Source organism: Paenibacillus sp. KACC 21273, assembly GCF_028736095.1.
Taxonomy (GTDB): Bacteria; Bacillota; Bacilli; order Paenibacillales; family Paenibacillaceae; genus Saccharibacillus; species Saccharibacillus kyungheensis.
On the sequence record NZ_CP117876.1, the window covers coordinates 4,759,247 to 4,785,062 of the forward strand.

24 protein-coding genes and 1 pseudogene are annotated in these 25,816 nt (G+C 40.8%); 4 read left to right on the top strand and 21 right to left on the bottom strand.

Annotated elements, in window-relative coordinates; all coding sequences use genetic code 11:
• Window positions 1–56 precede the first annotated feature (56 nt).
• Window positions 57–1,214, top strand: coding sequence for an alpha/beta hydrolase (locus PQ460_RS20860; RefSeq protein ID WP_274171043.1), 1,158 nt, complete (start codon window positions 57–59; stop codon window positions 1,212–1,214).
• A 91-nt stretch (window positions 1,215–1,305) separates the two neighbouring features.
• Here the strand turns inward: PQ460_RS20860 and PQ460_RS20865 are convergent, their stop codons facing one another.
• The 13 genes and pseudogenes from PQ460_RS20865 to PQ460_RS20925 form a co-directional block, all read right to left on the bottom strand.
• Window positions 1,306–2,172: an SDR family oxidoreductase gene (locus tag PQ460_RS20865; RefSeq protein WP_274171044.1), complete on the bottom strand. Its 867-nt coding sequence runs from the start codon at window positions 2,170–2,172 to the stop codon at window positions 1,306–1,308.
• Between the two features lie 100 nt (window positions 2,173–2,272).
• Complete coding sequence (locus PQ460_RS20870; protein ID WP_274171045.1) at window positions 2,273–3,622, bottom strand: F390 synthetase-related protein; 1,350 nt, start codon at window positions 3,620–3,622, stop codon at window positions 2,273–2,275.
• Entirely contained in the window at window positions 3,619–4,512 is an 894-nt protein-coding gene (locus PQ460_RS20875) for an MBL fold metallo-hydrolase (protein WP_274171046.1), read from the bottom strand. Before PQ460_RS20875 ends, PQ460_RS20870 begins: the two co-directional genes overlap by 4 nt.
• Complete coding sequence (locus PQ460_RS20880; RefSeq protein ID WP_274171047.1) at window positions 4,509–5,501, bottom strand: NAD-dependent epimerase/dehydratase family protein; 993 nt, start codon at window positions 5,499–5,501, stop codon at window positions 4,509–4,511. The genes PQ460_RS20875 and PQ460_RS20880 overlap by 4 nt, the downstream gene beginning before the upstream one ends.
• Window positions 5,498–6,802: an ATP-grasp domain-containing protein gene (locus PQ460_RS20885; protein WP_274171048.1), complete on the bottom strand. Its 1,305-nt coding sequence runs from the start codon at window positions 6,800–6,802 to the stop codon at window positions 5,498–5,500. Before PQ460_RS20885 ends, PQ460_RS20880 begins: the two co-directional genes overlap by 4 nt.
• Window positions 6,792–7,790: a beta-ketoacyl-ACP synthase III gene (locus tag PQ460_RS20890; RefSeq protein ID WP_273614775.1), complete on the bottom strand. Its 999-nt coding sequence runs from the start codon at window positions 7,788–7,790 to the stop codon at window positions 6,792–6,794. Before PQ460_RS20890 ends, PQ460_RS20885 begins: the two co-directional genes overlap by 11 nt.
• 56 nt (window positions 7,791–7,846) lie before the next feature.
• Window positions 7,847–8,698, bottom strand: a complete 852-nt coding sequence (locus tag PQ460_RS20895) for a lipoate--protein ligase family protein (protein WP_443147175.1) — start codon at window positions 8,696–8,698, stop codon at window positions 7,847–7,849.
• A gap of 125 nt (window positions 8,699–8,823) precedes the next feature.
• The gene (gene folE, locus PQ460_RS20900) at window positions 8,824–9,417 is read right to left on the bottom strand and encodes a GTP cyclohydrolase I FolE (protein WP_273614774.1); all 594 of its coding nucleotides are present in this window, start codon (window positions 9,415–9,417) and stop codon (window positions 8,824–8,826) included.
• A 59-nt stretch (window positions 9,418–9,476) separates the two neighbouring features.
• Window positions 9,477–9,755 (bottom strand): YneF family protein, encoded by a 279-nt coding sequence (locus tag PQ460_RS20905; RefSeq protein WP_204826593.1) that lies wholly within the window; start codon window positions 9,753–9,755, stop codon window positions 9,477–9,479.
• Between the two features lie 140 nt (window positions 9,756–9,895).
• The gene (locus PQ460_RS20910; protein ID WP_274171049.1) at window positions 9,896–10,930 is read right to left on the bottom strand and encodes an HD-GYP domain-containing protein; all 1,035 of its coding nucleotides are present in this window, start codon (window positions 10,928–10,930) and stop codon (window positions 9,896–9,898) included.
• Between the two features lie 43 nt (window positions 10,931–10,973).
• Window positions 10,974–12,676, bottom strand: a pseudogene (queG, locus tag PQ460_RS20915) (tRNA epoxyqueuosine(34) reductase QueG).
• A gap of 25 nt (window positions 12,677–12,701) precedes the next feature.
• Window positions 12,702–13,220: a signal peptidase I gene (gene lepB, locus PQ460_RS20920; protein WP_274171051.1), complete on the bottom strand. Its 519-nt coding sequence runs from the start codon at window positions 13,218–13,220 to the stop codon at window positions 12,702–12,704.
• Between the two features lie 153 nt (window positions 13,221–13,373).
• Window positions 13,374–13,802, bottom strand: coding sequence for a GNAT family N-acetyltransferase (locus PQ460_RS20925; RefSeq protein WP_273614771.1), 429 nt, complete (start codon window positions 13,800–13,802; stop codon window positions 13,374–13,376).
• Window positions 13,803–14,480: 678 nt separating this feature from the next.
• Here PQ460_RS20925 and PQ460_RS20930 point away from each other — a divergent pair.
• A complete protein-coding gene (locus PQ460_RS20930) occupies window positions 14,481–15,089 on the top strand; it encodes a superoxide dismutase (protein WP_273614770.1) in 609 nt (202 codons plus the stop codon).
• Window positions 15,090–15,166: 77 nt separating this feature from the next.
• Here PQ460_RS20930 and PQ460_RS20935 read toward each other — a convergent pair whose 3' ends face one another.
• The 4 genes from PQ460_RS20935 to acpS all read right to left on the bottom strand — a co-directional run bounded on the left by PQ460_RS20935 (window position 15,167) and on the right by acpS (window position 18,601).
• Window positions 15,167–16,042: a DMT family transporter gene (locus PQ460_RS20935; protein WP_273614769.1), complete on the bottom strand. Its 876-nt coding sequence runs from the start codon at window positions 16,040–16,042 to the stop codon at window positions 15,167–15,169.
• A 239-nt stretch (window positions 16,043–16,281) separates the two neighbouring features.
• Complete coding sequence (locus PQ460_RS20940; RefSeq protein ID WP_273614768.1) at window positions 16,282–16,701, bottom strand: SMI1/KNR4 family protein; 420 nt, start codon at window positions 16,699–16,701, stop codon at window positions 16,282–16,284.
• A 19-nt stretch (window positions 16,702–16,720) separates the two neighbouring features.
• Window positions 16,721–18,112 (bottom strand): A/G-specific adenine glycosylase, encoded by a 1,392-nt coding sequence (mutY, locus tag PQ460_RS20945; RefSeq protein WP_274171052.1) that lies wholly within the window; start codon window positions 18,110–18,112, stop codon window positions 16,721–16,723.
• An 81-nt stretch (window positions 18,113–18,193) separates the two neighbouring features.
• Entirely contained in the window at window positions 18,194–18,601 is a 408-nt protein-coding gene (gene acpS, locus PQ460_RS20950; RefSeq protein WP_274171053.1) for a holo-ACP synthase, read from the bottom strand.
• A gap of 178 nt (window positions 18,602–18,779) precedes the next feature.
• Between acpS and PQ460_RS20955 the strand changes: the two genes are divergently transcribed.
• Window positions 18,780–19,610, top strand: coding sequence for an alpha/beta hydrolase family protein (locus tag PQ460_RS20955; RefSeq protein ID WP_273614765.1), 831 nt, complete (start codon window positions 18,780–18,782; stop codon window positions 19,608–19,610).
• 148 nt (window positions 19,611–19,758) lie between these two features.
• Here PQ460_RS20955 and nadE read toward each other — a convergent pair whose 3' ends face one another.
• The 3 genes from nadE to PQ460_RS20970 form a co-directional block, all read right to left on the bottom strand.
• Window positions 19,759–20,568, bottom strand: coding sequence for an ammonia-dependent NAD(+) synthetase (gene nadE / locus PQ460_RS20960; protein ID WP_137224941.1), 810 nt, complete (start codon window positions 20,566–20,568; stop codon window positions 19,759–19,761).
• A 151-nt stretch (window positions 20,569–20,719) separates the two neighbouring features.
• The gene (locus PQ460_RS20965) at window positions 20,720–21,154 is read right to left on the bottom strand and encodes a BrxA/BrxB family bacilliredoxin (RefSeq protein WP_069329441.1); all 435 of its coding nucleotides are present in this window, start codon (window positions 21,152–21,154) and stop codon (window positions 20,720–20,722) included.
• A 122-nt stretch (window positions 21,155–21,276) separates the two neighbouring features.
• Window positions 21,277–22,950, bottom strand: a complete 1,674-nt coding sequence (locus PQ460_RS20970) for a two-component system sensor histidine kinase NtrB (RefSeq protein ID WP_274171054.1) — start codon at window positions 22,948–22,950, stop codon at window positions 21,277–21,279.
• Window positions 22,951–23,255: 305 nt separating this feature from the next.
• Between PQ460_RS20970 and PQ460_RS20975 the strand changes: the two genes are divergently transcribed.
• A complete protein-coding gene (locus tag PQ460_RS20975; RefSeq protein WP_273616222.1) occupies window positions 23,256–24,524 on the top strand; it encodes a BaiN/RdsA family NAD(P)/FAD-dependent oxidoreductase in 1,269 nt (422 codons plus the stop codon).
• 85 nt (window positions 24,525–24,609) lie between these two features.
• Here PQ460_RS20975 and PQ460_RS20980 read toward each other — a convergent pair whose 3' ends face one another.
• On the bottom strand, window positions 24,610–25,485 hold the full coding sequence (locus PQ460_RS20980) for a glycerophosphodiester phosphodiesterase family protein (RefSeq protein WP_274171055.1): 876 nt from the start codon (window positions 25,483–25,485) through the stop codon (window positions 24,610–24,612).
• Between the last annotated feature and the right edge of the window lie 331 nt (window positions 25,486–25,816).

Consider the following 25,816-nt stretch of genomic DNA (forward strand, 5'->3'; position numbering starts at 1 on the left):
CATGGAACAATGGATGCTAGAACGAACAATACATTTTCACTTCTAGGAGGAGCAAGATGTCCACTACTTTGCAAGAAAATGCAAAGCCCCATTCATCTGAGCTAGAAGAGACACCTCCTGTAGTTTCACCAAGACAGATTCGAATAAAGCATGTTGTGGTAGCTTTCCTGTTATCCATAGTGTTTTTTTTCCTGTTTTGCTTTGTGGCACTGCATGCCTATATTGCTTGGGTGCTGTCTAATCCGACAGTAGCAAGTGTCTATTCTAATCCGATGCAGGCAAAAGGAATGGCGTACGAAGATATTACATTTCCAGCAGCAGATGATAGCCGGATGATGCAGGGCTGGTATATTCCAGCAGAACAAAAGTCGTCCAAAACGATTATTTTTAGTCATGGATATGGTGCGAATCGAGAAGAAACATGGATTCCTATGTACGATCTCGCTCACTACGCACACAAACTTAATTTTAATGTAGTCATGTTCGATTATGGATTTGCCGCCAAAACGAATAAAGAAGTCGCCACCGGTGGTAAAAAAGAATCTCAACAATTACTTGGAGCGATTCAACTTGCCAAGCAAAAAGGATCTCAAGAAATTGTAGTCTGGGGCTTTTCGATGGGAGCAGGTACAGCCTTACAAGCTGGACTCAAAACCAAAGATGTGACTGCAATGATTTTAGATAGTACATTCTTGTTAGAACCGGATACACTTTATTACAATATTCAGCAGCAGTTGGATCTTCCACGACATCCATCACTGGAAATTTTGGAGTTTCTACTGCCGATCGTTAATGGTACTAGCTTGAATCAGATTCCATATCAACAGGTGAAAAAGGAAGATTATCCGTTCCCTATTTTCTTTATTCATGGAACCAATGATGATAAAGCACCTTACCAGATTGCAGAACAACTTGCCGCAAATCAGACCAATCCGAATTCAGGAAGCTGGGTAATACAAGGAGCTCACCATGAGCTTGAATTCCGCGAACATCCGCGAGAATATTTGCGGAAAGTTTCAGATTTTCTGAGTAGTCTTAATCTAGCTGAAGAAGATGATGTCAATAATGAGCCTCTGTTAAATGATGGAGCCACAGATAACACTTCTTCGACTTCCAGTTCATCCACTTCTACTGGAAAGACTGCAACATCTTCTTCCAGTAGCAAAAGTACATCTGGTACAACATCTACTTCTAACGAGACTACAAGTAAATAATGGATCGGTATATCACAAACAGCACAATTCACCTTTAGCTAAGGGATGAATGGTGCTGTTTTTTATTATTGGTGCGGAGTGTGGTTTTACTTTAAGATTTCAAAGCCCGTCCTATCACCCATTCAAGCACACGCCACGGTACCCATTTGCGAGCCCAGATCATAATGTGAGAACCTTCACCAATAGCATACCTCAACTTAGGAGAACGTTTCTCTACAATACGGCCCACTAGATCAGCGACTTCTTGTGGATCAGGAGCCGATGATGCGGATTTGCGAGAGTAGCGTAATACAGCTTCTAAGCGAGATTGATAAGGTGAGTTAGGAACCGTATGGATATCTGCCAGCCCTTTTTCCCAAATAGAGGTGCGATAAGAACCAGGCTCGACCAGAACCACTTTCACATTAAAATCAGCCATCTCATGGCGCAAACTTTCACTGAATCCTTCGATCGCAAATTTGGAAGTGGCATAAGGGGCATATCCGGGAAAAGCAGACAGTCCGCTGACACTGCTCATATTAATAATATAGCCATCCTTTTGCTCACGCATGACAGGCAGAACAGCGCGGGTAACAGCAATCAGTCCAAATACATTCGTTTCCAGTTGCGCTCGCCAGGTCTCTATCGGGACATGCTCGATAAATCCGCCAACAGCATAACCTGCATTATTGACCAGAATATCGATCGTTCCGTATTGCGCCTGAATGTTCTCTATCGCTGTAGATATCGACACTGTATCAGTCACATCTAATTGCAAATAATGAATCCGGTCAGCAATTCCTTTTTGTTCTGCAATACGTGCCAGCTCTACGTTGCGTGTCAGATCACGCATAGTCGCAATAACGGTTATTCCTTTTTCCGCTAAGGATACCGCAATTAACAATCCAAATCCGCTAGATGTCCCTGTCACCAAAGCGATACGTTTGTGTTCCGATGACGCTTTTACTTGGTTGGACATGATACCCTCCTTTATCTACTCAAGCCTGAATACATATGACTTTATTCTAGAATGATCTTTTTTCGATATAGAAAAGGTTGTAGCGCTACTGACCTGCTACTCACAACTTCCACTTTCGCTCCACTCGCCGTAACTTTACGATCCCGGGCGTGAACTCATATGCTGTAAATGTAATCACTGGCGTGACGGCTTGTAAAGTATCGCAAATATGCTGAATACGATCGATTATTTGTGCTTCGACAGCTTCATCGTGTGCTACATAATCTTTGTTTCCAGTAAGACGATAACTTATTTCCAGTTGATGGCTGTCATACTGGATCACACGGTAATGTTCTATTGCTGGCGATGCGCCTATAATTGCTCTCGTAACAAGATCAGGAAATAGCGGTACTAATTCTTTGGTTGTCTGATGAGCAACGTAGATAATATCATCGTAACGTCCTTCTATTCGTTCGATTCGGAGCATTGGCGATCCACAAGGACAAGGCTCTACAGATTCGGTCAAAATATCATTTAAGCGATACCGAATAATCGGTTGCGATCTACGCGAGAAATCAGTCACAATCGGTACAAAGCGTCGGCTCTGCTCATCTAATATCTCCTTTTGAATATGTACAATATCTTCATTCAGATGCAGATGACCATACGCACAAGTCGCCGCTAGAAACCCTTCGGTACATTGATAGACCTGATGTACAGTCTGTGCGAATACAGACTCTATATATTCACGATCTAATGGATCAAGTACTTCTGCTACTGAAATTATTTTTTGTGGTTGGATCGTTAATAGACCAGCTGTCTTCTGCTCGGCTAACAAACGCAACATCGAAGCAGGTGCAATTAACAGACTTGGATGATAACTTTCCAGTTGCTGAATATGTTCTGATAGAGGCACCAATAGATCGAAATAGCGAAATTGCAGTTTGCCTTTTTGTACCGATTCATACAGATTGCTATTCGCTCTTAAAAAGAAAGCTATCTTTTGTTGTTGCCGAATACTACCGGGTAACAACTTGGCAAGCACTGTTCCTGTCCATTGTGCTTGTTCTTGTGGACTGACTAGAAATAACCCCCGATTACCGGATGTACCCGAGGACAGACCGATTGTCACCCCTTGTATAGTAGGCTCAAAATCTCGCGTCTGCTCAGCTTGATCGGCAATCTGCATCGCTTCCTCTTTTGTAATTCCAAGTGTATTCAATTGATTGAAATGTTCCATCATTATCGACTTATCAATCAGCGGAAAGTCTCTCCATTGATGATCAGGTACTCCCTGCCACCATTGACGATAAAAAGGAGATTGGTTACGGATATGGCGAATATGCTGGATGATTTTCTTTTCTTGCCAGTTCATCAACTTGGGTCTACTTGTCCACCCAGCTAAGCGGCGAGTGCGCCAATAATGATACAGTATCCGAAGCGTGTAGAGCAGTTCGCTCAGTCTTTTCATAACCATTGTCCTCCCCAATGCTGTAATACTTGATTACAGTGGCTAGGTACTATTCGAATAGATGGATATTCATTATGAAGCTGACGTAATTTGTTCAGATTGAGCATATAGTGCTGACGATCAGACATAATAATACTTGCTAACCTATGCGGTGGACGATTTTCGGTAAATGCTCTACTTGACCATACGGTATCTGCACAGAGCAAGTAATCTGCTGTCCCTGTCGATAACAGAATCCCGATCATTCCTTCTGCATGACCTGACAATTCAATCGCAATCAGACTTCTATCTCCCAGTAGATCATAACCTTGTTGCCAGGGGAAATTTGTCAAAGAAGGTGCTGTAGCCAAAGATGAATCGTTATGTAGGAGCGACGTTACAGGTAATGCTTCTGAGCGATGTAATATATGCGAGCGCTGAGCTAGATCATCCGGTAATAATCCCGCTAGAAAGCCTGCTTTGACAGCACGTATCTCACTCAAGTCTTTGACTGCTTGATACGATTCAGAAAGGTAGATAAATGTCGCTTGCGGAAAGTCTTTTGCTCCAGCAATATGATCTCCATGAAAATGCGACAAGATCACATACGCAATCTGATCACTACGTATGCCTTGTAGTTCTAACTGAGTTACTACTGAATCTGCTTGTTGGTATACGACAGGCGTAATATAACGATATAACGATTGCGGTAAGGTAGCTGTCTCTTCAAAAAAGCGCTCACTATATCCTGTATCGAACAAAATATAACCATGCTCTGGATGATGAATACAAGCAAACCCTGCTGGAAATGATACGGATCGTAACGAACCGCCACGCAACGTCAACCATTCAGGATGTGTACAATATCCTGCCGCCCCTATCCATAATCGAACTGCTGTCGAAGTGATCACTGTTTACACCACCAATCTGCAAATCGTTCTAACCCTTCATCTACACTGATATGTGGTACATAACCCAGTTGTTGCTGTGCTAACGAAATATCCAACGTATGCGGTACAGCTATAGAACCGACACTATAGCGAGTTAATGGAGGCTCACCCAATGCAGGGATAATTCGGTACACCATTTCCATCGTTCCAGCTACCGCATGAGCAACAGGATAAGGCACGCGACGAGTATGTAAAGGAATATCCAACCGTTGAAATAAACGGGTCAACAATTCGATAAAAGGAATCGGCTCCCCGTTGGATATATTATAAGCTTGACCCAGGGCACTTTCAGGAGCTTGTACACCTAATAACATCGCATCCACTACATTATCCACATATGTAAGATCAATCGGAGCACGTCCACCCTGCAACAAAGGTACACCGGATTGACGATTAGCTTCTAACAGACGTGGAAATAATGTCTGATCCATCGGTCCAAAAATAGCACGTGGACGAATCATCATCGATGGTAATCCTTGCTTCTGATACACCGTTTGTACAATCTGTTCCGCTAATAATTTGGTACTTGCATAATGATTTACTGCTTTTCGAGGGAGCGGATCAGACTCTCTAATCCCGTAATGAGCTTTGCCATCAAAATAGACACTTGGTGTAGAGACATGAATCAATCGCTCGACATCATGCTCAATACAACCATCTACAATATGTTGAGTCGCTTCTACATTACTTCGATAAAAAGAGGAATACGTGCCCCAGGGCGAAGACAGTGCTGCACAATGAAATACTACATGTTGCCCTTTACAAGCTTGTCTCGTCTGTTCTGCATCGCCTAGATCATAATAGTTCATCTGTACGCCCAGATGCTCTAAAGCTTGACCACGACTGCGATCTCGTCCTGTTCCGGTCACATCCCAGCCTAACTCTACCAATCGTCTTGCCATATGCCCGCCTAGAAATCCTGTAGCGCCGGTAATCAATGCTTTAGTCATAGGTTCTCCTTTCCGTTCCATTCGATATCATACGTTAAAGCTTCTGTAAGCGATATTCGCTGTGCGCGACTGGTAAGATATGCTTGCATAACGAGCCGAAATTGTTCCCCAAATGGCTTACGATCCTCTTTTTGATACACAACATCAGTCGCTTGTTGCAGACTTTTCCACCAATAGCGCCAGTCTTGTGTACTGCGATTGTATTTGAACCCTGCTACCCACATCGGTAATGTGAGAACTCTAGCTGTTCCAACATTCGGCATAATCACTTGTCCACGTTGTACACAAGAATCGGGATCGATGACTGCTTGTACCAATTGATCTTGTTGCTGAAATAGATGAATACCGCTTGTTGCTCGTGGATTACATTCAATTGGATATAATATACCTGTAGAATCTTCTTCTATAAAATCAAAGCTAATCTGACCGCTAAATGCTGAATTAGATGTCTGCTGATGATCGACGTGTAGATGATGCACAAATTGACAGACCCATATGTATGCTTGATCATGCTCTATCGCTTCGAAGTATACACTTGCTCCTGTACGTGATGTTCTATAGTCGCTTGTATAGGTTGCATGAGCGATAACGACTCCTTGATGAACGATGCTATACGTACAAATCGCTTTGCCTTTAATATACTGTTGAGCAATCCAGCGAGGTGAATCAACCTTTGTGTTTGTTTCTTTTATGTGTGTTGTTGTAGACAAGGTTGGTGCAGTAGATTGTTTATTTTGAGCGAAAATGCGTCTAGATTCCCACGGCATAATAACGTTAGATGCAAATCGTGAATAAACCGGCTTACGTACAAACGTATTGCCTGCTTGATCAGGTACAGCATAATCATAAGAATCTATAGATGGATCTTCTACTGAAAAAGTAATAGGCACAGCGAGATTACTAGACATCACCTGCTCGATAAATGTCCCTTTGTGATGCAGATGATGAAGTGTATCTATATTCGGTGTCAGTACAAGACAATAAGGCTGTAACCCTTCTAATCCTTCCGCAATATAGAAAATCTCCTCACACGTAGGTATAAGAAGATCGATCTGATACTGTATAATTAACTGCTTCAATGCAGTGAGATAAGCTTGCGGTTGTTGACGTGGTGGTGGCACTTGAAAGCTGGCTAGAACAGCCTCAGATACACGACACAGATGATAACGACTACTTTCAGCTACATAGACCTGATGACCGTTACGATGTAAAAGACGCGCCCATTCAAGCGCTACAGGAGCACGTCCACCTGTTATCAGTATCCGTTGTGGTGCTTGAGCTGACTCAGTATCAGTAATCAAGAACCATTCCTCCCAGTGATAGACCCGCGGCTGTTCCCATTAGTAATATACGATCTCCTCGCTGAATCCTGCCTTGCACAATCGCTTCATGAATCCCCATTGGAATCGAAGCAGCTATCGTATTACCATGATTGGGGGTAATATCGAGAAATTGCTGTTCATGGATGCCTAACTTTTTGCGTATCAGACGCATCGCCATAGCACTCCCCTGATGAGGAATCACCAATTTGAAATCTTCCATTTTGGTCTGGGATTGCTCCAAAATTTGATCGATAAAATCAGGCAATAAGCGTGATGCCATGCGGAATATTTTCTGTCCATCCATAAAAAATAAAAAAGGGTCTGCTAACTCCTTTTGCATATGAGCAGGTAATCGAGTTCCTCCGCCTTGAATTTCAGAATAACGTGCACCTTTGCTATACGTTTGAAGCGATGTATGTATAATCCCGGCAGACTCTTCTGACGTAGATGCACCAATAATGACTGCTGCTGCACCATCTCCGAATAACGCCGCACTTTCTTTTTCATTCCAATTAAGCCCTGCTGAAGCAATCTCTGTAGATACTAACAAAACATAACGATACCGTCCGGCGGCAACCAGATAGGACATAGTATCTAACCCTACTACAAAGCTAAGACATGTCGCATCAATATCAAAAGCAGGCACACCTGAATCTTCTTGTCCCATTGCTTGCTGAATAAATACCGCTGTACTCGGTAACGGTTGTTCTTTCGTTCCGCTTGTGCACACCAGACAATCGATATCTGCAAAAGTAAGACCAGCGGCATCCAGAGCATCTTGCGCTGCCTGTGCGCCCATCGTTGAAGCTGTCTCGCCTTCACTTACATAATGTCGCACGCCCACACCTGTAGCTTTATGAGTCCATCCTGCTTGTACGCCTAACTTCTGATCCAATTCCTCATCGGTTACTGTACGCTTGGGTAGATATTTTCCAGTACCTACTATTTTCACTTTACGAAGTTGCATTATAAACCTCTTTTCTAGTCCAACCTGTTGCTTGTTTGAGATTGTACTATCTTTGATTAGTTATCATATCTCTCTATCAAGTAAGCTTCCATCTGCTGAATCTCTTCTTTGGTAAATAGCTCTTGCTCATCTATCGTCTGAATCGACTGACCTTGACTTAATATATATTGTAATTGCTTTGTATACGATGCCACATCCGGTACCTGTGCTAATTCAGCCAGACTTCCCATCGTACCTTGCTGTACTACAGGATATCCTTTATCTTGCTCTCCGACTGCCTGATCATAAAAGCTTCGAATACCCGCTGATAATTCGTTTCCACTGCCTTCTACAATAATAAAAGCCGTAATAATATACGCTTTGGCTTGTCTACGCTGAGCAATTCCGCAGAATTTGCGTCCAGCAATACTGACATCATAATCTCCCGGGCAAAAAGCTCCTTCAATCTCTCCTACATACGACTGATCGTTCCATGGATCAACTGCTCTACTGATCCAATCCGCCATAAAGCGAAAATCACGATGAATACTAATATCACGCTTCGGATTAGGCAAAATAATTGATAAATTCACAATCCCTGGATGTAGTGGCACAGCCGCTCCACCGGAAGGACGTACACAGACCGATGTCCCTTTTTGACGGAATTGCTCCATCGCTTGGGTCGCATAGGTCAATCGCCGATCCCGTAGACCGATTGCCATTCCATCGGTATGTCTCCAGATATGAACTACAGGAGCATGCCCTTGTCCCACTTGACGACACATCAATTCTTCCCATGCTAACGGTGCTAATATTGACTCTCCTTGCTCTACCAATGGTCGCTCTACCCATACCGCATGTTCTAAACCTATCGGGCGATCTACTAATGTAGGGATAGCAAGTCGATGATGATTTTCTGCTGACACCATAATTCCTCCGCTTCATTTCGTCGATCCTGATGATTATATTATAACAGTTTATGTATGCTCTCCACATAAAAAAATGGCAGGAACGATGCCATTTGGCATAATCCCCACCATTTTTGAATGATCATTTAGTCTTTAATCAACGATAAAAACTCAGCACGTAATGGAGCGTCTGTACGGAATCCACCACGAACTGCGGAAGTGATTGTTTTGCTGCCCGGCTTTTTGACACCTCGTGCACACATGCATAGATGTTCGCCTTCAACCACAACCATAACGCCTGTAGGGTCAAGTACTTCAACCAATATATCAGCGATTTGCGAAGTAATACGTTCTTGTACTTGGAGACGACGACTTACTGCTTCGACCAGACGAGCGAATTTGCTCAAGCCAGCGATCTTGCCACTTGGCACATAACCAATATGAACTTTGCCGAAAAAAGGAGCCATATGATGTTCGCATTGGCTGTAGTACACAATGTCTTTTACGATAACCATTTCTTCATGATTTTCGTTAAACGTCACACCAAGCGCTTCTCTAGGATCTACGCTATAACCGGCAAAAATTTCTTCATACATACGAGTGACACGTGCAGGTGTATCAAGCAACCCTTCACGTTCTGTATCTTCTCCGATCAATTTCAAAATCTGACGGATATGGTCTTCAATCTGTGCGCGGTTCTCACCGACTTCAAGATTGGTATAATCTTTGATACCAGCCATAGTGACCTCCTTTTTCCATTACAAGGTCTTTATGGACCTAATCCCTGTGATACGGCTTACTATCTTCTACGTTTACCTGTATTGCCGCGACCCATAGGAGGCATTTTAGCTTTAGGCGCTTTGCCACCTTGTGTATTGTTTTTCATCATTTGTTGTGCTTGTTGCATCTGCTTACCATTCAGGTTGTAACCCATTTGCTTCGCCATTTTTTGCAAAGCTGCTGGATCGTTTTGCATTTTTTCCATCTGTTTGCGCAAATAATATGCACCAATAAAAAAGCCGCCAATCAGACCGACAATTAAAGTCACGATTGGAATGACCCAGTTTAACCACGTCATAACTGCCACCCCTGTAGATGAATTATAGTGTAAAGTTCCTTCTCAAAGGGTACACTACTCCCTTTACCATAAAAGGCAGGAACAGCATTTATCATAACATTTCCGTTATCGGCTTAGCAAACATTTTCAATCGTTATTTGCTACATCATTACAGCTTCAATAAATGTTGTTGTAGCATTGGCTAGATCAATTTCTTTCACATCCAGATCGCTGCCACTACCACTAACAATGCGTACAACCGGACGACCCGGTAATCCGCGATGCTGTCTTACAATCACACCGGTTTCTTTATTGGATAAGCGGACACCTGTACCATTAGGATATACCGAGATAATACGTGTAAATTCGACTAGCACATCATGATCCAACATCCGATCAGATTGAGCCATCATTTCTTCACATGCTTGATGTGGTAGCAATCCCTGCCCGCCATTTTCTTTGGACGTGATCAGATTATCATATATATTTGCTGTCGCTACGATTCGAGCATACATATGAATCTCTTCTTCATTCAGTCCGCGTGGCTTGCCTGTACCATCGATTCGTTCATGATGTTGAAGTGCAATATGAGCGATCATCAGATTGAATTCCCGTTTGGTTTTGATCCATTCGAATCCGCGCCAGGTATGATGATTTTTAGAATCGATATTCAGATCATCTTCAGCTACATTGGAAAATTTGCCTACATCATGCAATAGTGCACCTGTTGCCAAATCTTTCAATTGATGCTGATTCAATCCCATATTCATACCGATCATTGCTGATAATAAGCAGACATTCATCGCATGAACATACTGCACATTATCACGTGTTTTGATATCGGTTAATTGAATCTGGACTTCACGCATCCCGGTAATATCTTCAAGCAATTGTTCTATACTAAATCTAACTTTGTTAGGGCTCCATTCTTTGCCAGAACGAACAGCATCGAACGTATCACTCATTTCACGAATCATCATCTGTTTGGTTGCTTCACTGAGTACTTCTTCCATTTCTACATCTGCAAAGTTCTCATCTTGAATATACAACATAGTGACTCCGATACGATTGAGCGTATTGATCATATAGACGGTCAGTTGTACGCCAGCAGACAACAGAATCGCTCCATTGCCTGAATAGATCGCTTTCCCTAAATATTGCCCTGTCTCTACTTTATCGATGTTTACGTACCTCATGGGAAGTCTCCTTTACCGATATTAGGATATGAGCTCTATTTCATTAGAATAGTACAGGTTCAATATGATATCCTTCCAGACTGAGCAACCATTCTTTAAGTGGCAGACCACTACCATAGCCGACCATTTGTCCGTTCATTCCAATCACACGATGACATGGAATAATCAGCGGAATCGGATTGCGATTGTTAGCTCCGCCTACTGCTCGCACTGCTGTAGGATGACCGATCTGCTCTGCTATCCATTTATAAGAAACAACCTTTCCATAAGGGATAGTTAACAATCCTTCCCATACTGAACGTTGAAACGCTGTACCTTGTAAATCAAACGACAGATCAAACACCTGTCGCTTTTCAGCGAAATATTCGTTCAACTGCTCAACTGCTGTCTGTAAATGAAAAGGCGAGTGAATATACTGATGTTCTCCATACCAACGATTTGCCCAGACTTTCATCTTATCTTTATTATCGGCATAAGATTTAAAATCTAAACGACAGATCCCTTTTAGTGATGTAGTGATCGTAATTACACCTGTAGGCGCTTGAATTTCATCGTAGTATAAAGACAACACTAGACCATCTCTCCTTCCAATATTTCTTTAGCAGTAATCAAGCGTTCTGTCACTTCCGGGTCTACTTCTTTGATTAGCGCATGAGTAACAGCTTGTAACGCATCTTCGCCACCAATTCGGCTGAGTGCCCATGCGATAGTTCCTCTAAGCTCCGGTCTAGGATCACGATGCAGTAATTCTGTTAATTTGGGAACAGAGGATTTGTCACGGAAATTACCAAGTGCAATTACAACATTCCGTTGAATCGGCTTTTTGCCACGCCATGCGGCTGAGGTATCACCAAATTGTTCTTTGAATTCACGATTGCTCAGATCAAGCATCGGTAATAATAACGGTTTGGCTTTTTCTGGATCAGGACGAAGTTCTTCTTGATGGTTCCAGTTCTTGCCTTTATTTTTGGGACAAACGATCTGACAGGTATCACACCCGTACAATCGGTTGCCAATTTTGCGCATATGTTCATCCGACAACATTCCTTTGGTCTGTGTTAAAAAAGAAACGCAGATTTGTGAGTTCAATTGTCCGGGCCCCACCAGTGCTCCTGTTGGACAAGCATCGATACATTTGGTGCATGTACCACAATCTTCGGTTACCGGGGTATCCGGTGGAAAAGGAATATCGGTAATCATATCACCGAGGAATATCCATGAGCCCAATGTAGGCGAGATCACCGCACAATTTTTACCGTAAAAGCCGATCCCTGCACGCTGAGCGACTGCTCGATCTGATAGCACACCGGTGTCCACCATACTTTCGATGCGAGCTTCCGGTACTTTTTCACGAATAAAATCTTCTAACCGCTGCATCCGATCACGAAGCACATAATGGTAATCTTTTCCCCAAGCCGAACGTGCCATAATACCTCGATATTTTCCAGGTTCTGACTTTGGTGGATTTTCCATTTTGGAATGGTATGTGACAGAGATCGCTATAATCGACTTCGCTCCATCTAATGCTAAGCTGGGGTTAATGCGTTTCTCGATATCCGGTTCTTCAAATCCAGACTCATGCCCTTTACGACGATGCTCTTCCAGAACTCCTTTTAGATACAAAAAAGGATCGGCGGTCGTAAAGCCTACATCATCTATGCCCAGCGATGGCGCAGCCTGCTTGATTTCAAGCTTGAGCTGTTCCCATCTAGTTGTTGATTGTTGTAATACTTCTTGCTGCGTCATACACTGTCACCTCCTCTAGTACTCTCTATAACAGTGCCGTTTTGGATAACGGCCATATTACAAAATCTGCCCTTCCGACAATTTGCTTCAATGATATCGTACCAAAAATACGACTATCTTTGCTCATTCCTTGATGACGATTATCGCCCATAACATAATATTGCCCTTCCGGCACAATGATAGGTGCCCGATCTACATCGCCTATGACTGTATCAATATAAGGCTCCTGTTGCTTGATCTGATTGATATAGACTTCATGATTACGTATCTCAATACGATCTCCACCGATCGCTATTACTCGTTTCACTAATAATTTCGATGTAGGCTGTGCACTGAGTACCGGATCATGCAAAATAATCACATCTCCACGCGCAGGTGGATGAAATTTATAAATAAATTTATTGATAAACAACCGTTCTTGCTGAACAAGTGTAGGTTGCATCGATTGTCCTTTGACTGTTGAAATATTGAATACCCACATATTTAACATTCCGAGTATGATTAATGCCCAGACCATCGTCTTGAGCCATTCCCGCCAATACATAATACACCTCATTTAAAATCTTATCTTGTTCTATGTTTATTATACCTTACATTTTCCCTAAATATAGAAAAGCACATCTTTATTCCCATCCGTGTTTCGGAGGGCAAGATGTGCTCATATGTGGATATTACATAAAATTCTTCTCTCTAAGCTTTACGCATGAACAGCAACGATACTGAGTTTGTCAAAAGTCTTCAAGACTTTATTTTCTCCATATCCCATTGCTTCGTAAAGTGGTAATACAGCATTGTTGTGCTCATCGCCAGCGACCATAATTCCACTGACATTGCGTTGCTCAAAACGTTGTTCCATAGCTTTGACAAGTGCTGTACCTACACCTCTGCGTCTAACATCAGGATGTACAGCGATGCGGTAATAACAACCAAAATTCCGATCGATTGTACCGATTAACAGACCTACAATTTCTTCGCCTTGTTCCGCTACTACGATTAGCTCGGAATCCCATGATAATTGTGTGGCGAATGGTCCCATCGTGTTCTCGTAACATTCTTCAGATAAAGCTACCTTCAAAAGTTCTGTAACGAGACTCAAATCACTTAATTTAAAGGAACGAACATTCATACTCCAAACTCCCTTTTCATCAGCTTGATTAAGTACACCCTTATAAAAAAACAAAAAGAAGCACACTCGCTTATAGAAGCGATGCGTCCAACAGTAAAGGATTGTATAAAATCCTAATAATGCAAATAGACCAAAAGACAACAAAAAACTGCAAAAATGTGCAGAATATAACCTCACCGATAATTAAACCACATTTTTCGCCAGATTACACCATTTTTCTTTTGAAAGCGCTTAATTACTCTGTATTTCACCTATCGATTCCAACTTAAACATAATTTGGTAATCAAAGGATGTACAAACATATTTATAGATAAACGCTTATAAATATTCATACAAATTATTATCTCTCAAATTCAAGTTATATGCAGCACAAGATCTAGTATACCACTACCTAAGCAACCTAACTATACTTTTTGTCATATTTCGTGTATTTTCGACTCTTTTATAGATCATGATTGTAGGTTAGCAAAATAAAATAAATCGCTCTCAACCCGCTCCACATCAACTTTCTAAACATAAAAGTTGATTTAATCAAAAATATACGGTTTAATAAAGAGTGTAATATGTTTATTTACATAGGGAACGGTTTTTAGCAGTGATCAGTAAGTTGAATTATTTTTTCTTATTCTATCTGCTATCTTTCGTTTCTGAATTCTAAATTCTGGGAGGTATTTTACAATGGCATTCGAATTACCAGCATTACCGTACCCTAACAACGCTCTGGAACCACACATCGACGAACAAACGATGATGATTCACCATGACCGTCATCACAACACATATGTAACTAGTCTGAATACCGCTTTGGAAAGTGCTCCTGAATTGCAAGGCAAAAGCTTGGAAGAATTGATCAGCAACCTGGACAGCGTACCTGAAGGTATTCGTACAGCAGTTCGTAACCACGGTGGCGGACACTACAACCACAGTCTTTTCTGGGAAATTATCGGACCTGACGCTGGCGGCGCACCTACTGGTGATATCGCAGCAGCAATCGATAGCGAACTAGGTGGCTTTGAGAAATTCAAAGAAGACTTCGCTAAAGCAGCAACTACTCGTTTTGGTAGCGGTTGGGCTTGGCTAGTTGTTAAAGATGGCAAATTGGCAGTAACAAGTACTCCTAACCAAGATAGCCCGGTTATGGAAGGTGCTACTCCATTGCTTGGTATTGATGTATGGGAACATGCATACTACCTTAAATATCAAAACAAACGCCCTGACTACATTGCAGCTTTCTGGAATGTAATCAACTGGGATGCAGTTAACAAACGTTACGCTGCTGCAAAATAAGAATTTATCTTTTGACAATATAAGCATTTCAAAAAAAGACCTCTTGATTAGTATTAATCAATGAGGTCTTTTTTGATTTATATGATTTTCTTCTGCTTTTGAATACCGTTCATTAAAATAATACCTGCCAAAATCACCAGCAATCCTATAATCGTTCCTACTGTTATCTGTTCATTTAATAACAATACGCCCCATAAAATACCGAATAATGGCACTAAGAACGTCACACTCACCGTTTTGGTCGGACCTACACGTTCTACTAGATAAAAGTATAATAAATATCCTATCGAAGTTGATAATACCGCCAATCCCAATACCGCTAGTATCACGGTCAAAGAAATAGGCGCTGTCGGTACACTAACTACGCTAAACGGAATTAAAATAAGCCCTGCACTCAATTGCTGTCCAATTGATAAAGCAAGCGGAGGTGTACCGGTAAAAGTACGCTTAGTATAGACTCCACCAATACCATAAAATAAAGCCGCCATTAACGAAGCTCCAATAGATAACCAGACTTCTACAGTGAATGGAACTGAACTCCAACCCATCAGAATACATACACCTGTAAGCCCGACTAGAATACCGATTACTTTGCGAACTGATAACAATTCACCGAGCCAAAAGCGAGCAACAATTGCTGTAAATAGAGGTGTAGTGGCATTCAAGATCGCTGTTAATGACGCATTGAGATGAATCGCTGAATACGCGATCAAGACAAATGGAATCAATGCATTCAGTAAGCCTAACATCAGATATGATTTCCATTGGCTTTTGAAATGAGGAAGTTTGCGTACTATTAGTGCATAGATCAGCAATACGATCCCTGCAATCAATACCCGTAGATCAATAAGCCAGATCGGTCCTAATACAGGAGCCGCTACACGAATAAATAAAAAGGATGCTCCCCATAGTGCACCCAATAACAGTAAAGCACCTAACTCTTTGGGATTCATAATCTTGCGCCTCCATCTTCTCCAAAATATCACTTATCTCTCTGAGCACTATGTATTTCTTTTTCTACTTTTTACTCTTTGATAGAGAGATGTCTTTTTACTATAAAAGATCACTCATGATAAAACTTTCAATTTATTGCTATTCTATTCACAACAAAGATAGCGTACATATAGCCACTATATTGTACGCTATCTTTTGTTGTTATATGGATAGTCTACTCAATTCCTAATCATCAAGCTTAATAATAAGGCAGATCTTCTAGCAACTCGGTAAAAGAATCTCGAAAAGCAATAATCGACTTATCTTCTTCTAACCAGACCACAACTTCTCCGTAATGTTGAGGTTCAATGCGTAATAGAAAGCTATTCCCTCCAGGATCCGAAGCAAATGGAATACAGACTTCCTGCAATATATCCCACGCATACTGCATATCGATCATCGATTGCTCAATCGTTAGTGAACCATGTGTAATCGGCATAAATCCATGAATCAACGGAGCGTATTCTTCTCCATCTATAAATAACGTTTCTAAATAACCGCCATTATGTTGTAGATAAAAGTCTTTGAATGACTCTGGTAACGGATATTCTATCTTTTGAGCAAAAGTCTGCCATTCTTGCTCGGTTAACGATTGTTCACTTTCCTCTAACGATATCATGGCTATACCGCTCCTTTTTTTACTTGGCAAAATGCTGTTGCAGAATTTTGAGGAATAGATTGGGAAAAGCATAATTTTTCATATCTTCTGCTGTAATCCAGCGATAATCGTAAGCAAAAGCTTCTCCAACTAAAGTACTTGGAACCGCTTGATACACTTCAGGATGTTCAGCAACTGCATCTTGATGCTCTACAATCAATGTATCATCCAGCTGAAGTTGTTCTTTGATCTTCTGTAAGCTACCCGGTGTAGAACCTGATAATTTGAGTTCTAATGTAGCTTGTTCATATTCCAATGGATCGATATCTTTCAAAGCTCCTTGAGACGCTTCTAACGGCTGTGTCATAGAACTTGTATCATTCTCTGTATCTTGTGAATATTGCCCTGTAGCCTGCACTCCAGCTTCATGACAGCGGAATACACGCATCGTCCAATGGATATGGCTAAATGTATGCTCTTCGGTAATCCATGGTTCTAACGGTTGAATATCTACGCCTTCATTATGAATACCATTAGTCAAACGCTTCATCGCTTCTGCATCTGGCAAATTTGCACCTGCACCTGCTTTTTTGGAATCATCAGCAAGAATATGAGGCAATTCCCACATCCGTGCAAGTAATCCGGTAGCCGGGCGCTGGCGAATCAATACCTGACCTGCACGTTCGCCTGTACCTTCGATCAGAGCAAGCAAACGATGTTCAGGACGTGGTGGTTTGGATTTGGTTTTGATCGGCAAAATAAGTTCCATCCCATTCATTCGACCTTCGCAATGCTTCATAACCGGACAGGTTAGACAGCCAGGTGATTTGGGCGTACATACCATAGCACCTAATTCCATTAATGCCTGATTGAAATCAGAAGCACGTCCACGTGGAATTAACTCTTTGGCTAACACTTCCATTTTGACTCTGGTTGGTCCTTTGGCAATATCATCTTCCAAGCAGAAATATCTGGATAATACACGCATTACATTTCCATCAACTGCTGGAACAGGTACACCGTAAGCAATACTAAGTACTGCACCTGCTGTGTAAGGCCCTATTCCTTTGAGTGAAGATATTTCTTCCGGTGTATTCGGTACAATGCCTTCATGACGCTCTACTACTTGTTGCGCTGCTGCTTGTAGATTGCGTGCGCGCGAGTAATAACCGAGTCCTTCCCAGCTTTTGAGCACTTCTTCTTCCGGTGCAGTTGCTAATGCTTCTACCGTAGGAAATTTTTCAACAAAGCGAGTAAAATAAGGAATAACCGTATCGACACGCGTCTGTTGTAACATAATTTCAGATATCCAGATATGGTAAGGGTTACGGCTTCGTCTCCATGGTAAATCACGCTTATGCTCGTCGTACCATACTAACAATTCACGACTAAAATACGTTTTGGCTTCTTGCTGTAATGCTAGATTAGACATAATACTCTCCTTCAGTGATCGAATATCTTTTCGACCGGATATGATGTAGAATCGTGTTGTTCATCTGATGCAATATATTATTTAATGTATAAATTCTATTTTTTCAATCACCGCAAATGCAGAAGCAAGTTCTGTCTGATGAGAAATACTTACATGCATCTGGTAATATTCAGCTTGGTATTGCAATCCTAATCGCTCCCATGCTTGAGCTGATAAGGTTACAGTAGGCTTGCCTGAAGCATCCGGTACAATCTCGATATCAATAAAACTCAATATTGCGCCAATTCCACAGCCGAATGCTTTAGAAATAGCTTCTTTAAGAGCAAACCGACCAGCTACAAATTCATATAATTTGGCTCCTTTGGTCTGAGCAATCTCACGTTCAGCCGGTGTGAGAATACGATCGATAAATCTTTGCCCGTGTGAGCCATTCATAATCGTAGTCACCCGTTTGATTTCAAGAACATCGTGTCCTATACCATAAATCAAAATACGTACCTCCTGCACATTCTAATTTCGCATACTTCTATTGTACCATTGCTCACACTTTGACTGCCAAGCACTACTGTAAGATATTTTGCGAATACCAATCATTTTTAATCTATAGAGGTCGCGCTTTGAGTATCAAGCACTTTGGGTAAGTAGTATTTAGAAGGAGGTAATGATGATGTCTAATTCATTTACAATCCCCGGAGCAGACGGGGCAGTCATTCGTTGTACTCGCTACCCTGCTAAACATGAAGTACGAGCAGTCATAATCATCGCTCATGGGTATAAAGGATTCAAAGATTGGGGGATGTTCCCTTATGTTGCTCAGCAATTAAGCAGTATCGGCGATGTGATTACATTTAACTTTTCACATAACGGTATTGGCGAACAGCCAGAAGAATTTACCGAGCTTGAATTATTTGCTCATAATACGTATGGTTTTGAACTGGAAGATTTATCGAACGTGACGAATTATATAAAAGAACAACCTGAATATCAAGAATTGCCACTATTTGTGCTAGGACATAGTCGTGGAGGTGGAACCAGCCTTATTCATGCACTGGATCATCCAGATCAGATTGCAGGTGTATTATCATGGAATGGGATCAGTGATCTACCTAGCCTGTTCACTACTGAACAGAAAAAAGAAATGGTGACGACCGGTAGAAGCTATATTACGAATGCACGCACAGGTCAGCAGATGCCTCTGGATCGTAGCATTATTGATGATATCGAGCAACATCGTGAACAATACGATCTACTTCATCGTATCACTGAAGCGGCTTTGCCGATTATGCTCGTGCAAGGCACAGAAGATCATCCGCATCTTCTTGAAGGATCACAAGCTTTATTGAATGCCAATCCTTCGATTAATTATGTTGCTATTGAAGGTGGCAACCATATGTTTAATACGGTTCATCCTTTTGTTGATTCTTCTCCTCAACTGGATCAAGCCATCGAAGCAAGCAGTACATTTATTCGTAGCGTGATCGGTAGTCGGTTGGATTAATCTATATGAAACATCTGTATTTTCTATAATAAATCAAAATATAAACAGCGCTCTTTCAACCTTTTGCTACGGTTAAAAGAACGCTGTTTTTCGTGTGTATAAAAAAATTCGTAATTATGTTCGGGCTTGATAGTGTACCGATAGTGATTTAGATACCTGGAATCGGATCACGTTTGTGTGCAGTGCGTTTGTAATAACTTTCAAGACGCTCTGCTGCTACTGGGTCTATTGTTTTGCCTTCTAGATAGTCGCTGTTATCGTTATACGTAATACCTAATTCGTCTTCATCTGTCTGATCTTCCCATAATCCAGCAGAAGGAGCTTTATCCAGAATCGATTGTGGAACAGCCATATGTGTAGCTAACTGACGAACTTGACGTTTGTTTAGTGTACTTAGCGGCGTAATATCTACAGCGCCATCACCATATTTAGTGAAAAAGCCTGTGATTGCTTCAGAAGCATGATCGGTTCCTACTACTAACAAATTCAATTCATTTGCCAGTGCATATTGAGTGACCATACGTGTTCTTGCTTTGATATTTCCTTTAGCTTGTGGAGTGATTGGATCTTGGATATCGATACTAGGCAATACTTTATTCACTAGATCTGTAATCGCATCTACACCACTTTGTACATCAGTTTCGACAGTGTGCTCAAGCTTGAATGCTTCAGCAACTGCATAACTATCAGCGATATCTGATTGTTGTCCATAAGGTTGATATACACCAAGTGTCATGTATTTTTTACCTGTAGACTCGCTCAGTTCATCAGTCGCTTGTTTGCACAGACCCGCCGCAACAGCACTGTCAATTCCACCACTAATCGCAATCAGTAGACCTTGTGTACCTGATTTTTGAATATAGGATTTGAGAAAATCAACACGCTTGCGAATCTCTGCATCCGGTTCAATCGTTGGTTGAACGCGTAAATCATCAATAATTTGCTGTTGTATACTCATCTTCATTTCCACTCCTTTATTTATTCTGTACTACATGTTTACCCATTCCATTCTATTCATATCAGCGAAAAAAAACAAACGTCCCGCAATTTTCAGCTTTGCCGAAAAAAGCAGGACATTTGATGATGTTTATATAAACCATGCGGTTAGATTACAGGCAATATTTTTCAAATGCATCATTCAATGCATAAGCAATATCTTCTGCCGAGTTGTTTTCAATCTGGTGACGCTCGATAAAGTGGACTAATTCTCCATCTTTCATCAAAGCAATCGAAGGCGAAGACGGTGGGAACGGTGCGAAATATTCGCGTGCTTTAGCTGTTGCTTCTTTATCTTGTCCTGCAAATACCGTATACAAATGATCCGGTTTCAATTCATTTTGTAGGGCTTGAGCAACGCCTGGACGACATTGACCTGCTGCGCATCCGCATACTGAGTTCACGACAACCAGTGTTGTTCCTTTTTGATCAGGAAGATGTGCTTCTACTTCTTCTGGAGTACGAAGCTCCGTAATACCTAGTGTAGTAAGTTCATCCCGCATCGGTTGAACCATATCTCTCATATATTGATCAAAAGACATTGACATTGTTATTCACTCCTTACTTTTAATAAGCGTTAAGTTATATTATACAGTCATGTGTGATGAAAGCAAGAGACAGAATCGAATACTTGTTAAGACAATACTGTAAAGAAAGTTTTAAATAGGCTTTAATCGATCTGATCGTATGCAGAATCAAATGTAACGATAAAGGTTGTTTTGATCCCTTGTTGCGATTCCACCTGAATCCGTCCATGATGACGTTCGACAATACTCAAGCACAGCGATAATCCCAGACCAGTTCCTTTTGATTTGGTAGTATAAAAAGGCTCAAATAGCTTTTCTAACTTATCTGGAGAAATACCTGGCCCTGTGTCTTGAATACTCATCGTGACTTCATTGCCGTTACTGTGAGTCTCTATCGTTAACTCACCTTTATCCTCCATCGCTTCCATCCCATTACGTGCTAAATTCAGAATCAGTTGCTTGATTTCTTTTGAATTCAAATTCAATTCCGGAATATTAGCACCCTGTACGAATACAATACTTTGTCCGCGTAGATTCGCATCTGCCCATAATAACGGAAGCAACTCTTCTATAATAGAATGTAAATGAATCCTTTGCTTCTCTACTACACGATTTTGGGCTAATGATAAAAAATCGTTAATAATACTATTCGCTCGATCCAGTTCATCCATCACAATCACATAATAATGATCTAGAGAAGGAGGACTCTTTTCTTGCATCAACTGCAAAAATCCTCGAACGACCGCCATAGGATTGCGAATTTCATGTGTAATACTAGCCGCCATTTTGCCGACTAGACTTAATTGCTCTACATGATTCAGTTCATTGCGTAATTGCTCGATCTCTGTTGTATCCTGACTCAATATCACCACACCGGATAACTCTTCTGAAGGCGTAAATAGCGGTACAATATTGACATAAAATGAACCATACCCTAGACGAAGTAATTTGTTAATCGTTTCTTGTCCGGATTGTGCTGCCTTGATTAGTATAATGATCTCGTACAGACCTGGGGTAATATCTTCTTTTTTTAAATCTGTAAGATGTAAGCCAATCGCAGACTCTAATGTAAGATCAGGAATTGAACGTTTTATCAATTGCAGAGCACTTGCATTAATAGCCGTGATTCGTCCATCTTCATCTAAAGATGTAATAATTAAAGGAGCTACATTCATAATCTGACGTAACTTTTCAGCTTCAGTAATAAATTTATTCGATAAACGAAGCATTTGTCGGTTCAATTGCTTCTTCTCTATAATACGTTCAATCGCTTGCACGCAATAATCGCCTGCACCCAATGCTGCCAAAACAATCATCAATACCATAATCCAAAGTTCGGTATTCATTGGTTGTGTATTTTGATTTAACAACGAAACAATCATAGACATTACAGCACTCAACAAAATCAAGATCGCAACAAACAATCGTTTCGATTTTAAAGTAGCTGTGCGGAATCGTAGTGAAAAGATGCAGATAAAAGGAAACAACAATAAGCCTGTATCAATAAGTAACCCCGACCAATTCCAACGGTCATTAAATAAAAAATACATAATAATACCCAGACCTAGCAATACCATCCCTCGAAGAGGCCCTATATACATCACTCCTACAATCAATGAAACAACGCCCATATGAAGAGCGTACGGAGATGCACTATATATTGAGAAAAACCAACAGATCATTATACTGATGGCGAAAGAAAACACGACAACAGGAGAATACCCACGCCATGCTAATCGCCCATTATGCAAGGAATCGTAACCACTGCGTTCAATTACTCCCAAAAAGAAAAAAACAGCAGATCCTACAGCCAACATTTGCAGCAGAATTTCCTTGACGACAATGATAATGACGTGTCCCTCCTCTACAACTGTCCTATTTCGATTAAAGTATATCAGATACCATATTACAATATATAGTACCTTACTCTAAGATTTTGAAATCCTATACTCAATACCCTTGATGTCTACTATTATAAACAATAGTGCTACGTTAATTATTTTTGAATACTATTTATGAATTGTACCCCTTTCCTACACCCATTAGTGGTATATTGAAAAAGAACGATTCTTTTAGATTCAAAGGGTCGATTCCTATTTTTAATACAAAGGAAAGATATATGTTGATATACGATATTATAGTTATTGGTGGCGGTTCAGCCGGGTTGATGGCAAGCGTCGCAGCAAGTGAAGATGGTGCTCGGGTATTACTGGTTGATAAAGGAAATAAATTAGGACGCAAACTCGGTATTTCTGGTGGTGGACGTTGTAATGTCACTAACGCTAAAGAAATCGACGACTTGATCAAATACATTCCGGGTAACGGACGTTTTTTATACAGTGCTCTCGCTAATTTTAGCAACCGTGATATTATGAGCTTTTTTGAAAATATGGGTATTCAACTTAAAGAAGAAGATAACGGCAGAATGTTTCCCGTATCTGATAAAGCCAAAACTGTTGTTGATGCTCTGGTCAACAAAGTTCGTTCACAAGGAGTCGATATTCGCACCAATAGCCCTGTGGATGAAGTGCTATATGATCAAGGGCAAGTGGTTGGCGTACGGCTTCGTTCTGGTGAAGTATTTAAAAGTAAAGCAGTTATTATTGCAGTCGGTGGTAAGTCTGTACCTCAGACCGGTTCTGAAGGCGATGGTTATGCCTGGGCAGAACAAGCAGGTCATACGATTACTGACCTCTATCCTACTGAAGTTCCGATGACTTCACCAGAACCTTTTATTCAGAGCAAAGAATTACAAGGATTATCTTTACGTGATATCGGCTTAACCGTCTGGAATCCGAAGGGCAAAAAGTTGATCTATCATGATGGAGATATGATATTTACCCATTTCGGGATATCCGGCCCTACCGCTCTAAGATGTAGTCAATATGTGGTCAAAGCACTCAAAAAATTCCCGGTAACTTCGATTATGGTGACACTGGATTTATTTCCTGCTAAATCGGTAGATGAAGTATATCAAGAAACATTGGCGTTAGCAGAGACCGATTCCAAAAAAGCGATCAAAAATGTGCTCAAAGGCTATCTACCCGAGCGGATGATTCCTATTATTTTGAGCAAATCAGGATTAGCTGACGATATTACATTCTATAATATTCCTCGTCAATTATGGTTGGAGATGGCTAAATTAATCAAAGCATTTCCAATCGCTATGCATGGTACACTATCGATCAAAGAAGCTTTTGTAACAGGTGGCGGTGTCAATCTAAAAGAAGTTGATCCCAAAACGATGGAATCCAAACTGATGAATGGGCTATATTTTTGCGGTGAAGTGCTAGATATTCACGGCTATACCGGTGGATATAATATTACCGCTGCTTTTACAACAGGTTATAACGCAGGCAAAAGTGCAGCGCTTCAAGCTAGCTTTGTATAATCATTATATACTGCATTTGTAGATACACAAAAAGAAGCTTTTCCTATCATCAGGGAAAGCTTCTTTTCGATATTACGATAGCTATCTATTCATTCAGATAAGCATACAATCCTTCGGGATCATCCGTCTGAATCATATTAACACCGCGACCAATATGCCAACCCCATCCTTCAGATACGTCTACTCTCGAAATAATATCGGAATGCCCGCCACAGATCGAATCCCACATCGTATTCGTCCAGATTCGGCAACCATTTTGCTTGATTCGTTCTAGTACTTCTATAGAGATACGCTCATACTCTTCATATTCAAAACAAATCTCAAACGCTTGCGGATGTACCATAGCACAAATATAATCAATCTCATTGACCATCTCAGGGTTAGAATCATCAAGAATCTGCATATACAATGGCTGTTCTATTTTATTGTTTAGAAATGCGTATACTTCTTCTGGACTAGCTGTGCTTTTGAATAATGCTTGCGATACAGTACCTGTACGTTGTAACACTTCATATACTTGTTCACGATAATCCCAACATTTATCCAAATTAATCATGACTTTATTTTTGGTCAAAATTAAAATTTCTTCTAATGTAGGAATACTGTAATTGGTTAAAGGTTGATTAGTTCCACCTTGATACCGACGTAAGCGTAATTCGCGTAACTGTCGAAAAGTCATTTCACGAATAGCACCTGTTCCATTGGTCATTCGATCTACAGTCTCATCATGCATCAAAATTAAGACACCGTCTGATGTCTGTTGAACATCGATCTCTATCATATCTGCTCCAGCTACGATTGAATATTGAATCGCTGCTAATGAATTTTCAGGCGCTTGCTTCCAATTTCCTCGATGCACTGTCATCATCACACGACCATTATGATCCCAAAAACTAGACAAAATCTCTGTTAACGAAGATTCGAAAGGTTGTTTTCTCGGCGTAGCTGTATGATTTCCCATTTATTATCATTCCTCTATTGTTTTATTCGGTATGATGAATTACATCTGATCAAAATTGATGTCTGCGTTATAACTGATCTTTATACTGTAATCAATAAGAGTCAAAATCAGTAGATAATTGATCTCTTTTTGTGTAAATTCATTTTTTTGATTATAAACAGCTTATACACAAATTAGTACCAGATATTAAGGTTTTACACACAAGTTATCAACAGGTTGTGAACAGATTGAGGATAGATTTCAGTAAAATAATTCCACACTATACATCGAAAAATATAATTATGCAGATAAAATAGGGGATAGATTGTGGAAAACTACTGATTTAGAGCAC

What these genes read in the sequence shown, in the direction of transcription:
- PQ460_RS20935 (WP_273614769.1), bottom strand. Translation starts at nt 16,042, where the DNA reads ATGAATCCCAAAGAGTTAGGTGCTTTACTGTTATTGGGTGCACTATGG.
- PQ460_RS20980 (WP_274171055.1), bottom strand. Translation starts at nt 25,485, where the DNA reads ATGGGAAATCATACAGCTACGCCGAGAAAACAACCTTTCGAATCTTCG.
- PQ460_RS20940 (WP_273614768.1), bottom strand. Translation starts at nt 16,701, where the DNA reads ATGATATCGTTAGAGGAAAGTGAACAATCGTTAACCGAGCAAGAATGG.
- PQ460_RS20890 (WP_273614775.1), bottom strand. Translation starts at nt 7,790, where the DNA reads ATGCAACTTCGTAAAGTGAAAATAGTAGGTACTGGAAAATATCTACCC.
- nadE (WP_137224941.1), bottom strand. Translation starts at nt 20,568, where the DNA reads ATGAGTATACAACAGCAAATTATTGATGATTTACGCGTTCAACCAACG.
- PQ460_RS20870 (WP_274171045.1), bottom strand. Translation starts at nt 3,622, where the DNA reads ATGAAAAGACTGAGCGAACTGCTCTACACGCTTCGGATACTGTATCAT.
- PQ460_RS20970 (WP_274171054.1), bottom strand. Translation starts at nt 22,950, where the DNA reads ATGTTGGCTGTAGGATCTGCTGTTTTTTTCTTTTTGGGAGTAATTGAA.
- PQ460_RS20905 (WP_204826593.1), bottom strand. Translation starts at nt 9,755, where the DNA reads ATGACGTGGTTAAACTGGGTCATTCCAATCGTGACTTTAATTGTCGGT.
- lepB (WP_274171051.1), bottom strand. Translation starts at nt 13,220, where the DNA reads ATGTATTGGCGGGAATGGCTCAAGACGATGGTCTGGGCATTAATCATA.
- PQ460_RS20895 (WP_443147175.1), bottom strand. Translation starts at nt 8,698, where the DNA reads ATGGTGTCAGCAGAAAATCATCATCGACTTGCTATCCCTACATTAGTA.
- PQ460_RS20930 (WP_273614770.1), top strand. Translation starts at nt 14,481, where the DNA reads ATGGCATTCGAATTACCAGCATTACCGTACCCTAACAACGCTCTGGAA.
- PQ460_RS20955 (WP_273614765.1), top strand. Translation starts at nt 18,780, where the DNA reads ATGTCTAATTCATTTACAATCCCCGGAGCAGACGGGGCAGTCATTCGT.
- PQ460_RS20910 (WP_274171049.1), bottom strand. Translation starts at nt 10,930, where the DNA reads ATGAGGTACGTAAACATCGATAAAGTAGAGACAGGGCAATATTTAGGG.
- PQ460_RS20860 (WP_274171043.1), top strand. Translation starts at nt 57, where the DNA reads ATGTCCACTACTTTGCAAGAAAATGCAAAGCCCCATTCATCTGAGCTA.
- PQ460_RS20965 (WP_069329441.1), bottom strand. Translation starts at nt 21,154, where the DNA reads ATGTCAATGTCTTTTGATCAATATATGAGAGATATGGTTCAACCGATG.
- folE (WP_273614774.1), bottom strand. Translation starts at nt 9,417, where the DNA reads ATGGCTGGTATCAAAGATTATACCAATCTTGAAGTCGGTGAGAACCGC.
- PQ460_RS20925 (WP_273614771.1), bottom strand. Translation starts at nt 13,802, where the DNA reads ATGAATGTTCGTTCCTTTAAATTAAGTGATTTGAGTCTCGTTACAGAA.
- PQ460_RS20880 (WP_274171047.1), bottom strand. Translation starts at nt 5,501, where the DNA reads ATGACTAAAGCATTGATTACCGGCGCTACAGGATTTCTAGGCGGGCAT.
- PQ460_RS20865 (WP_274171044.1), bottom strand. Translation starts at nt 2,172, where the DNA reads ATGTCCAACCAAGTAAAAGCGTCATCGGAACACAAACGTATCGCTTTG.
- mutY (WP_274171052.1), bottom strand. Translation starts at nt 18,112, where the DNA reads ATGTCTAATCTAGCATTACAGCAAGAAGCCAAAACGTATTTTAGTCGT.